Here is a 10,669-nt window from a genome sequence, read left to right on the forward strand (position 1 = left end):
TTCGGGCCGCGGTGTGAGTCACTCCCCGCGTGCGGCGGCGATCATCTCCTCGCGCGGCACGACCTTGATCCGCTCGCGGCCGGCGGCCTCGCCCAGAGAGATCTCGTGCGCGTCGAGGCGCACCCAGTCGTCGTGGGTGGTGAAGTCGACCGCCCGGTCGGTCAGGTGCTCGAGGATCGCGTCGCGGTCATCGTGCTCCGGTGCAGCAATACCGTCGAGATCGGCAAGGAGGCTGCGGATGGTCTCGGCCGCGTCGCTCTTGGTGTGGCCGATCAGACCCACCGGGCCGCGCTTGATCCAGCCGGTCGCGTAGACGCCCGGCACTGCCTGGCCGTCGAGGCCGAGCACCCGGCCGGCCTCGTTGGGGATGACACCGGCGGCGTGGTCGAACGGCAGGTCGGGCAGGTCTGAGGAGAGGTAGCCGACTGCGCGGTAGACCGCCTGCACCGGCGTGTCGACGTACTCGCCGGTGCCGCTGGCGTGGCCGGTACCGTCGAGCTCGGTGCGTTCGGTGCGGATCGCCTCGACCTTGCCGTCGCCGAGCAGCGCGACCGGATTCTGGCAGAGGTGGATGTGGATGCGGTGTGAGGCGCCGGTCGGGCTCGCCTCGAGATACTTCAGCAAGGTGTCGACCACGAGGCGCACGCCCTTGTTGCTGCTGATCGTCTTCTGGCTGGCCTCGTCGACCTGGAAGCCCTCCTCGTCGAGGAGCACGTCGACGCTCGGCGAGTGCGCGAGCTCGCGCAGCTCCATCGGGGAGAACCTCGCCTGGGCCGGGCCGCGTCGGGCGAAGACGTGGACGTCCTTGGCCTTGTTGGCCTTCAGCCCCCGGTGGACGTTGTCGGCGATCTCGGTGGTCAGCTGCTCGTCGGCCGGCTTGGCCAGCATGCGGGCGACGTCGAGGGCGACGTTGCCGGCGCCGATCACGGCCACCGACTCGGCCTCGAGGGCCCAGTCCCGTGGCACGTCGGGGTGTCCGGCGTACCACGAGACGAAGTCCGCCGCCCCGTGGCTGCCCGGCAGGTCGATGCCGGGGATCTCGAGGGGGCGGTCCGCCGCGGCACCGGTGGCGACGATGACCGCGTCGTAGTGGAGGTGGAGGTCGGCGAGCTTGAGGTCGACGCCGAACTCCACGTTGCCGAGGAAGCGGATGCGTTCGTTGGCGAGCACCCGGCCGAGGGCCCTGATGATCTCCTTGATCCGCGGGTGGTCAGGCGCAACGCCGTAGCGAACCAGTCCGTACGGCGCCGGCAAGCGGTCGAGTACGTCGACCTCGGCGTTCTCGTGCTCCTTGGTCAGGATGTCGGCGGCGTAGATGCCGGCCGGTCCGGCGCCGACGACGGCGACACGGATGTTGCGCATGAGCACTCCTCGAAGATGGGTAAGGCAAGCCTTACTTACTTCGAGCCGGATGCCAACGTGATTCGTGTCGCAGTGCCTGACTCACACAACCGCGCGAACGCACCGAGCTCGACCACCCCGTGTGTGCTGCGCGGCAGGTAGGCCGTCAAGGCGTCCGACCGCACCAGCACCGCGCGCCACTGGGCGCGCGAGATGGCCACGTTGATGCGGTTGCGCGAGAGCACGAAGCTCATGCCGCGGGGCGCGTCACCGACCGACGATGCCGTCATCGACACGAACACGACCGGCGCCTCCTTGCCCTGGAACTTGTCGACGGTGCCGACCTGGACGTCGGGGAACCCGGCCTCGGCGAGCAGATCGGAGATCAGCGTGCGTTGGGCGTTGTAGGGCGCAACCACCAGCACGTCTGCTTGGCCGAGCAGTCGTGGAGTGGTCGGGTCGGCGGGGTCGCTCCACTCGAGGCGACCCACCATCGACGCGACGCGGTCGACGATCACTGCGGCCTCCTCGATGCTCATCGTGCGGTTGCCCGAGTGCGGGATCGTCACCACCTCGAGCCCCGGGTCCACCTCGGTGAGCGAACGTCTCGACGCCGGCGGCGCCGAGCGCAGCAGTCCGTCGTAGGACAGGTGGGAGACGGGCGCGCAGACGGCAGGGTGCATGCGGTAGGTGTCATCGAGGAAGTAGCCCAGATCGGCAGGCAACGAGGCGTGGCCGTCCATCAGCCAACCCAGCGCCGAACGGTCGACGGGCTCACCGTGGGTGCCCTTGCTGACCTGGGGCAGCTGTTGCGGGTCACCGAGCAGCAGCATCCGACGCGCGGCGACCGAGACGGCGACCGTGTTGGCCAGCGAGAACTGGCCGGCCTCGTCGATGACGAGCAGGTCGAGCTCGTCGCGCGGGAAGCTGGCCGCGGTGAATGCCCAGGCCGTGCCGCCGACCACGCAACCGTCGTTGGACCGGTCGATGAAGCCGGGCAGGTCGTCGGTGACGCCCCAGGGCACACCGTCTGCCGTGCCGCCCTTCTTCGCGACCAGCGCCGGCTCGAGGCCGCGCCTGACGAGGGCTGAGAGGAAGTTCTCGACGACGGCGTGGGACTGGGCAACGACGCCGACCTTCCACCCGTGGTCGACCACGAGTCGCCGGATCACCTCGGAGCCGGTGTAGGTCTTGCCGGTGCCGGGAGGACCCTGGACGGCCAGGTAGGAGCGGTCGATCTGCAACAACGCGGCAGTCAGGTCGCTCGCCTTGTCGCCGGTCACCGGCAGCAGTCTCCCGCTCAGGCGAGGCGGTCGCCTGGCCAGTACGTCGATGGCGGGCTGGGCAATCAACTCACCCTTCGCCTCGGCCAGCTGGGCGACCTCACGGATCGCATCGGCCAGCGGCTTCTCGTCGATGCCGTAGCCGGGGATCAACGCGAGTGGCAGCTGCGGGTGGCCGTCCATCGCTTTGGCCAGGCGCTCGCTGAACGTGATGCGCCACCGCTCCCCCTCAGGTTCGAGCGAGTCGATCGTGACGCCGAAACCGGCCGCGTGGAGTCCGTTCTCCGGTGGCTGCAGGCCTTGCGGGAGCGGGTCGGCGTACATCGTCTTCGGCTTGGAGCCCAGCCCGATGCCGCTGCCGACCGGCAGGTCGACGGTCGCGGACAGGACTCGCGAGAACGTCTGCTTGCGGGGCGCCTTGTGCCAGTCCTGCACGATCGCGGGCGGGTCGTCGAAGCAGACCACGTCGGGCGTGTGCCGCCAGGAGCCGACCGGTTCTGTGAGTCGCATGTAGTGCTCCCAGGCCGACGGCAGCCGCTCACGCCGGTGGAAGCCCAGGGCTGAGGCGAGCATCGCCCAGGCCTGTTCGTCGTCGGTGCGGTCCTGGCGCGGCGCATCGCCGACACGGACACGCAGTGCCTCGGTCAGCGCGACGAGCTCGTCGTCGACCGCGGGCTCGTCTCCGGGTGCCTCGAGCTCCCCCGTCATGGCCGGCCGACTGCCGACGTCACCGTCGACCAGGCCGATCAGCCAGTCGCGCAGCTCGAGCGTGGAGATGCAGTCGATCTCGTTGTAGTCGAGCAGGTTCTGCTTCGCGGTGCCGGCGTTGGCGAGGTCGCCGAGCAGCAGACGCTGGCGGTAGTCGTGGTATTCCGCGATCGACGCGTCCCCCTTGGTCACGTCGCCGTCGCGCGGCACCGAGAGATAGAGCGGCTCGAGCTTCTTGATGCTGTACGACGAGTCGGAGATCAGCACCGACTCGCGCACCACGGCGTAGAGGTCGATGAACACCCCACGACGCAGCAGGTCGTCGATGACGTTCTCGTGGGTCGCGTAGACCGCGGTGAGCCGCTTGAGCGCGGTCACCTCGTAGGGCGCGTAGTGATAGATGTGCAGGTCGGGATGGGCCACGAGCCGCGCCGTCACGTCATCGAGGAACGCGATCAGCTGCGCCTTCTCGGTGCCGTGGTCGTCGGCCCACAACGGCAGGAACTGGCGCGGCTGAGTCGGGTGGTCGGGCGCGGTCAGCACGCCCCAGAGGTATTCGAGACCCCAGCGCTCGAGGTCGCCGTCGTTGTAGAGCGGGTCGCCCTCGAAGTCGAAGAACAGGTCACCGGGCGAGGGGCTCGGCAGTGCCCGCAGCGCCTTCTCGGAGACGACCTCGTGGAGCAGCTTGCCGGACTGGGCGCCGCGCACCTGGATCCGCGCCTGGGCGCGCAGCTTCGCGAAGGTCGACTCGGCCATCCCGGCGGGAGCCTCCGCGGCGGAGGCCAGCTGGGCGACGGTGTCGACGCCGTTCGCGTTGAGCTTGCGGCGCTGGTCCATGCGCAGCCGGGCGACCAGGATCAGGTCGTCCGCCTCGTGCGCCGCGCGCTGGCAGTCGTCGCAACCGCCGCAGTGCAGCAGCCCTGGCCGGCCCCACGACACGGCCTCGGTCGATGCAGCATGCTCACCGAGGAGTGCCCGCATGCGGCGCCGTCGTTCGCGGAAGACCGCCTCCAGCTCGAGTCGGGGGAAGTCGACGGACGTGCCGTCACCGAGCAGCAGCCGCACCGTCGGCGCCAGTTTGCCGCCGGCGTCGGCGATGGCTGACGAGTAGGCGGCCAGCTGCAGCAACGCCTGCGGTTGCGCCTGGCGGGCCAGCTTCGCGTCGGCGACCACCCAGCCCTCCCGAGTCGCACAGAGGAAGTCGGCGTACCCGAAGAGCTCGCCGTCGAAGAACGCCGGCTGGTAGAGCACGTCGGCTCCGTCGGTCAACGCCGCGGCCGCCTCCCGCGCGGCGTCCTCGAGCCCGTCGCGGGTGAAGGCGTGCGCGCGCTCGAAGCGTCGTACGCCGGTGCCGCGCGTGGCGTCGTACGGGCCGTGCACCTGCTCGAACGCCTGCAGCGCCTGCGCCTCGTGGTGCTCGCCGAGGCTGAGGATCTGCCTCATCAGCGGGTCTTCGACCGGGTCGAGGCGCGGCCCGCGACCCATCAGACGATCGACCCCGGAGAGCAACGCGAACTCGCACTGCGCCGCCGTCACGAGGTCTGTCGCGCTCCAGACGAGTGACTCACCGAGCTTGAACATGGGCTCCCCTTGCTGTCGACGTCGACGCTAGAGCACGCCACCGACAGCGCAGCACGACGGCAGAGCCAGCGGCTACTCCAGGTCCTGCTCGACGTAGGGCGACCGGAAGCTGCGAACACGGTCCTGGTCGACTCCGCGCACCTCGAGAAAGGCCGGGTGCGGGACCCCCAGGATCTCGCGGAACGCTTGGACGGTCGAGCTCACCAAGCGCGCATGGTTCGTGTCGGTGGCCCTGAGCCTGCCGTGCTCGACGCGATATCCGGGCAGCTCGGCGATCCGCTGGGCATCGGACGGCGCCAGCCACTGCGAGCCCAGCGCGATGAACTCATGGCCGCTTCGTGACAGCTGGATCGCCGGCGGCAACTCGTGGCGAGGCACGCCGTCGACGTACACGACGCCGATCGCCCTGCTGTAGTCGCCACCCCTCAGACGCACCATGAGGTACGCCGTGAATCGCCGCCATGCCCGCTGGACCTCGTCGTCCAATGATGTCTGTTCGTTGTGCATCTCGACCCCCACTGCGACGGTCCCCCTGACCGCCTTCCCGCAGGCTAGAGAAAGCCACCGACAGTGCTGTCGCTGTCCGGGACGAACGGCTCAGCCGGCGTCGACCAGGGTCGGCCTGCCCTCGAGGACCCGCAGCGGCACCGAGGCTCCCTCAGACGTCACCGTGCCGGACACGTCACGCCACGCGCCCGCATCCACCCGGAACCTTGCCGAGAACGTCGTCGAGACCTGCGGCCTCACCGTCACGTGAGCATCGGTGTATTCGTGGACGACGTAGGCACTCATCGGGAGACTCTGGCGGTAGGCCACACCGGGGTCACTGGTCGTCTGTGTCGTCCCGTCACCGTGCGTCCAGGTGTACGACGAGGGCGTGATCTTCAGCGTCACGCGGTGACCCAGCAGCCGCACGACTCGGGTGAACGGCTCGGCGTTCGTGTGGAAGATCGTCTCGAAGTTCACCAAGGTCTTGCCGCCTGGCGGCTGGATGATGATCTTCGGCTTCGGCAGCGTCACTCGCCGCAGCGCACGCAACACCATCACTTGGGTGACCGGCTGGTCAGCGGGCTGCACCTTGGGATCGCAGGTCTCCGCCACGTCTGCGCCCATGACGACTGAGACGGACGCACATGCACCGGTACGTGTCATCCACTGAGTCATCTGTGCGGGTGTCGCGGATGCCTTGACCCCAGTGACACTCGACCGGTGGCTTGATTCGCTGGCCAAGGCAAACGCGTCCGCCTCTGCTTCGCCATTGGTTCGATCGTCCGAGATCCTCGTGATGGGCTCGGTTCGCAATGTCCTGCCCGCAGTGTCAGCAGTGACGGCAACACTCTGCCCCAGCAGCCAGAGCCCAAGGCAGAGCGCAACTCCTCGTCCCGGCCTCATCCGGTTTTGGTCTCCAGCCAACCGACCGTCCACTCCCCTGCCCCGTCCTTCCTGAGGAACAGCCGGAATGCCCGCAAGCCGGGTCGTGCTGTCGAAGTCACTTCACCTCGCCGATTCAACGTCCTCTGTCGAGTGGCCCGTACCAAGACACCGACAAGACGCACACCCGCCTGGTTTGAGTCGACGGATTGAACAGACCTGATGGTGTATCGGCCGCCAACCATCGATCCGCCCTTTGCGAAGCCTTCGTCCACAGCTGCAACCCCCGCCGTGCAGGCATCACACCCATCGTCGTGCAGCGCAGCCAGCTGCAGCGTGTCCCCGGTGGATTGCGCGTAGTTGACCATCGCGATCCAGTACCGCGCGAAAGCCCTCGCGGCCTTGTCGTCCGAACCCTGCGCGGCGGCCGGCAGCGTCGGCGGGACCGGGTCCTCGACCGTCGGGGTTGCTGACGGGGAGTTGCTCGGCGACTGCGATGCGGAGGACGGACTCGGGTCAGGGTCCGCTCCCGCGTCGTCGTCCGTGCACGCCGACACCAGCAACAGCGGCAGGCACACCACGCCCGCAACCCAGCGACGTACGTCCATCGGCTCACCTTCCCGAGAGTCACCGCGACCACAGCACCGTACGCAAACCGGACACCGCTTGGAAAGACCGTCCTGGCCGCCTGTGGACAACCGCCTTGCGACCCATCCCCCGGGAGGCCCACACGGCACCGACACAAGCACAGAGGCGGCACGGACGCAGCCCGGACGCGGAACCTTTGACAGACCCAACAAATTGCTTGACGCAGGAACCCGCAGCCCCGATAGCGTTCGCAGCATGTTCGGAGCCCTCGGTCGCCTTGTCTCCCGTCATCCCTGGTACGTCATCGGGACCTGGGTGGTGCTCGCAGTCGTGGTGGTGCTCACCGCGCCAGCGCTGACCTCGACCCAGGACCAGTCGGAGTTCCTGCCCGACCACTACGAGTCGATCAAGGCGGCGAACCTGCAGGAGGAGGCGTTCCCGGCCGCAACCACACCCGGCGCACTTCTCGTCTTCGAGCGCAAGGACGGCGCAGAACTGACCAAGGCGGACGCCGCCGACGTGGCGACCATCGCCAAGAAGCTCGGACCAGAGCTCGGCAAGAAGACCTTCGCTCCGCAGGTGGCGACCGCCGGACCGACCGGCAAGCCCCCGGCTGCCGGCGACCCGATCGCCGTCGGGTTCGTCGGTCTGGCCGACGACGCCACCGGGTTCGACACCCAGTCGATGGACGACGCCAAGGCCATGCGCGAGAGCATCGAGCCCCTCGTCGAAGGCACCGATCTCGAGGTCAAGACCACCGGAGCAGCCGCGCAGAGCCTCGACTCCCAGGAGTCGACCGAGTCGACGATGGCCATCGTCGGCATCGCGACCGTCGTACTGATCGTGGTGCTGCTGGCCATCATCTTCCGCAGCGTGATCATCTGCCTGATGCCGATCGTGGTCGTCACGGTGGTGTCGTTGATCGCCACCGGACTGATCGGCGCCGCCAACGAGGCCTTCGACCTCAAGGCGGACTCGTCGATCCAGGTGATCCTGATCGTGGTGCTCTACGGCATCGGCACCGACTACATCCTGTTCTTCCTGTTCCGCTATCGAGAGCGGCTCAGGCAGGGCGAGGAGACCCGCCCTTCGGTTGTCCACGCGCTCGAGCGTGCCGGTGAGGCGATCGCTTCTGCCGGTGGCGCCGTGATCGTGGCGTTCCTCGCCCTCTTGCTGAGCTCTCTCAGCATCTTCCGATCGATCGGTCCGGCCCTGGCGATCGCGGTCGCAGTCACCCTGGTCGCCGCGCTGACCCTGGTGCCGGCGGTCGTCACGGTGCTCGGTCGGTCCCTGTTCTGGCCGTCGAAGAACTGGCGCAAGGAGCCCGACTCCGCACGTTTCGGCAGGGTCGGGCACGCCCTCGGACGTCGTCCCGGTGTGTTCGCCGCCGCCTCCGGCCTGGTCCTCGCAGCGCTGGCGGTCTTCGGCCTCCAGTTCAACCCCAGCTTCGACTTCAACTCCAGCCTGCCCGAAGGAGTCGAGTCGACCGAGGCACTCAACACCTTCCAGGAGCACTTCGCGGCCGGTGCCGCCGACCCGGTGCCGGTGCTGGTCACCACCAAGGACGGCAGCCCCCTCGACAAGTCGGCCGCAACAGACATCGCGGACGCCCTGAAGGACGCCACGGGCGTGGCCCGGGTGAACGAACCGGAGTTCTCCCAGGACAGGACCACCGCCAAGGTCGAGGTGATCCTCGACCACGACCCGGTCTCCGACGCAGCACTCAACGACGTCAAGGGCCCGATCCGCACCGCGGTGCACGACGCCGCACCCGACGGCACGTCGGCGTACGTCGGGGGCACGCCCTCGATCTTCGCGGACCTGCAGAAGGCCATGGCGCGCGACTACTCGGTCGTGTTCCCGGTCGCAGCCCTGGTGATCATGCTGATCCTGGCGCTGCTGCTGCGCAGCCTGGTCGCGCCGTGGTACCTGATGGCCGCCGTCGGCCTCGGCTTCGGCGCAACGCTCGGTGCGACGGTGATCGTGTTCCAGCACATCCAAGGTGAGCCGGGGCTGATCTTCATGCTCCCGATCTACATCTATCTGTTCGTCACGGCACTGGGCACCGACTACAACATCTTGATGGTGGCGCGACTACGCGAGGAGGCTCGCGAGGGCCGGGAGCCACGCGAGGCCGCGGCCGAGGCCGTGCGCCATGCCGGCCCGACGATCGCGGCGGCCGGCGTGATCCTGGCCGGCACGTTCGCCTCCCTGATGCTCGGCGGCAACTCGCTGATCGTGTCGATGGGCTTCGCCCTGTCGTTCGGCATCTTCGTGGCGGCGTTCGTGATGGCGATGTTCTTCACGCCCGCGCTGACCGCCTTGATCGGACACGCCGCGTGGTGGCCCGGTCACGGAGACGAGAAGAAGGCCGACTGAGCCCCGCTGATCCGTCGTCGGTTCATCCGAACCGGCGACGGATCCCGCAATTTCACGCCATTTCACGCGGACACTTGCGATTTACACCTGTCGCCGCGTTCGTGAGACAGGACTCGCCGACCATCCCCTCCTGGCAGTACTTCGCGGTAACGTCCGAAACGGAAGACGATCGTTGCACCCGTCATCTCGGGCGGCGCCGACCTCGATCGTCGTACGAGATTCTCCACTTGGGAGGAGATGTCGGAATGGATTCACTCAAGGAAAGTTTCGAGGACGTCGACTGGGCCGGACTTGCCGGAAAGGTCGCCGCAGCCCTGGTGATCCTGCTGGTCACCTGGCTGCTCGCGAAGCTGGTGCAGGCCGCCTTCGTGAAGGCCACCCAGAAGGTCACTGTGTTGCAGAAGGCCGGATCCGACGGTGAGAGCATCGGTTCCTCACTGGGCACGATCGGCTCATTGCTGATCTGGATGTTCGGCCTGATGGCTCTGTTGCAGCTGTTCGGACTGACCCAGACCCTGGCGCCGATCCAGAACCTGCTCAACGGCGTCACCGGTTTCATCCCGAACCTGATCGGTGCAGCACTGATCTTCGTCGTCGGCTCACTGCTGGCAAAGGTGGTGCGACAGCTCGTCGAGACCGCGCTGGGCGCACTGCCCTTCGACAAGTGGCTCAACCGGGCGGGTGCCGACGAGGTCACCGGCAACACCTCGATCAGCAAGACGCTGGCCCTCGTGCTCTACGCACTGATCATGATCGTCGTCGCCATTGCTGCCTTGCAGGTCCTCGGCATCTCCTCGATCTCGGAGCCCGCAGAACAGATGCTCAACACCATCTTCACCGCGATCCCGAACATCATCGCCGCGGCCCTGCTGCTCGGCATCGGCGTCGTGATCGCGCGCTTCGCCGGCGACCTGCTCAAGGAGCTGCTCGACGGCTTCGGCGTCGATCGTTCGCTGCACGCGATGGACGTGATGCCGGCCGACAAGAGCGCGACCCCGGCGATCGCGAAGATCGCCCAGGTCGGCATCGTGCTGTTCTTCGCCGTGATGGCCGCCCAGCTGCTGAAGTTCCCGCAGGTGACGGAGTTCCTCAGCGCCATCCTCGAGCTCGGCGGCCGGGTCATCTTCGGCGCCGCGGTGATCGCAGCCGGCGTACTGATCGCGAACCAGCTGGCCAAGCTGGCCTCGGGCACCGGCGGCACGATCATCAAGGCCGCCACCATCGTGTTGTTCGCCGCGATGGGCCTGAAGTTCATGGGCATCGCCGACTCGATCATCGAGCTCGGCTTCGGTGCGGTTGTCATCGGCGGTGCTCTGGCAGCGGCGCTGGCCTTCGGGCTCGGTGGCCGCGAGGCCGCTGCCCAGCAGCTGGCCAGGCTGCAGCAGTCGGCGGCGAGCCCGTCGACCGGCGGCCCGGCG

At 68.0% G+C, this 10,669-nt stretch carries 7 protein-coding genes; 2 read left to right on the plus strand and 5 right to left on the minus strand.

Features of this window, described 5'->3' with window-relative positions; genetic code table 11:
* Positions 1–18: 18 nt before the first annotated feature.
* The 5 genes from NJ4_RS11715 to NJ4_RS11735 form a co-directional block, all read right to left on the minus strand.
* Positions 19–1,362, minus strand: coding sequence for an FAD-dependent oxidoreductase (locus tag NJ4_RS11715; protein ID WP_067434842.1), 1,344 nt, complete (start codon positions 1,360–1,362; stop codon positions 19–21).
* A 35-nt stretch (positions 1,363–1,397) separates the two neighbouring features.
* Positions 1,398–4,913: a TM0106 family RecB-like putative nuclease gene (locus tag NJ4_RS11720; RefSeq protein ID WP_067434845.1), complete on the minus strand. Its 3,516-nt coding sequence runs from the start codon at positions 4,911–4,913 to the stop codon at positions 1,398–1,400.
* A 72-nt stretch (positions 4,914–4,985) separates the two neighbouring features.
* The gene (locus NJ4_RS11725) at positions 4,986–5,420 is read right to left on the minus strand and encodes a TY-Chap domain-containing protein (protein ID WP_157551096.1); all 435 of its coding nucleotides are present in this window, start codon (positions 5,418–5,420) and stop codon (positions 4,986–4,988) included.
* 90 nt (positions 5,421–5,510) lie between these two features.
* On the minus strand, positions 5,511–6,026 hold the full coding sequence (locus tag NJ4_RS11730) for a hypothetical protein (protein WP_067434851.1): 516 nt from the start codon (positions 6,024–6,026) through the stop codon (positions 5,511–5,513).
* Between the two features lie 275 nt (positions 6,027–6,301).
* Positions 6,302–6,892, minus strand: coding sequence for a DUF6318 family protein (locus NJ4_RS11735; protein ID WP_067434854.1), 591 nt, complete (start codon positions 6,890–6,892; stop codon positions 6,302–6,304).
* 235 nt (positions 6,893–7,127) lie between these two features.
* Here NJ4_RS11735 and NJ4_RS11740 point away from each other — a divergent pair, with 235 nt between their 5' ends.
* Positions 7,128–9,251 carry an MMPL family transporter gene (locus NJ4_RS11740; RefSeq protein ID WP_067434857.1) on the plus strand — a complete coding sequence of 708 codons (2,124 nt, stop codon included), beginning with the start codon at positions 7,128–7,130 and terminating at the stop codon, positions 9,249–9,251.
* A 245-nt stretch (positions 9,252–9,496) separates the two neighbouring features.
* Positions 9,497–10,669, plus strand: a 1,173-nt coding sequence (locus tag NJ4_RS11745; RefSeq protein ID WP_067434860.1) for a mechanosensitive ion channel, incomplete at its 3' end; no start/stop codon positions are given.

This window comes from Nocardioides jensenii JCM 1364 = NBRC 14755, from assembly GCF_001552535.1.
Taxonomy (GTDB): domain Bacteria; phylum Actinomycetota; class Actinomycetes; order Propionibacteriales; family Nocardioidaceae; genus Nocardioides; species Nocardioides jensenii.

Bases quoted from the DNA above. Each gene is read 5' to 3' on its own strand.
- NJ4_RS11740 (WP_067434857.1), top strand. From the start codon at position 7,128: ATGTTCGGAGCCCTCGGTCGCCTTGTCTCCCGTCATCCCTGGTACGTC.
- NJ4_RS11715 (WP_067434842.1), bottom strand. From the start codon at position 1,362: ATGCGCAACATCCGTGTCGCCGTCGTCGGCGCCGGACCGGCCGGCATC.
- NJ4_RS11725 (WP_157551096.1), bottom strand. From the start codon at position 5,420: ATGCACAACGAACAGACATCATTGGACGACGAGGTCCAGCGGGCATGG.
- NJ4_RS11735 (WP_067434854.1), bottom strand. From the start codon at position 6,892: ATGGACGTACGTCGCTGGGTTGCGGGCGTGGTGTGCCTGCCGCTGTTG.
- NJ4_RS11720 (WP_067434845.1), bottom strand. From the start codon at position 4,913: ATGTTCAAGCTCGGTGAGTCACTCGTCTGGAGCGCGACAGACCTCGTG.
- NJ4_RS11730 (WP_067434851.1), bottom strand. From the start codon at position 6,026: ATGGGCGCAGACGTGGCGGAGACCTGCGATCCCAAGGTGCAGCCCGCT.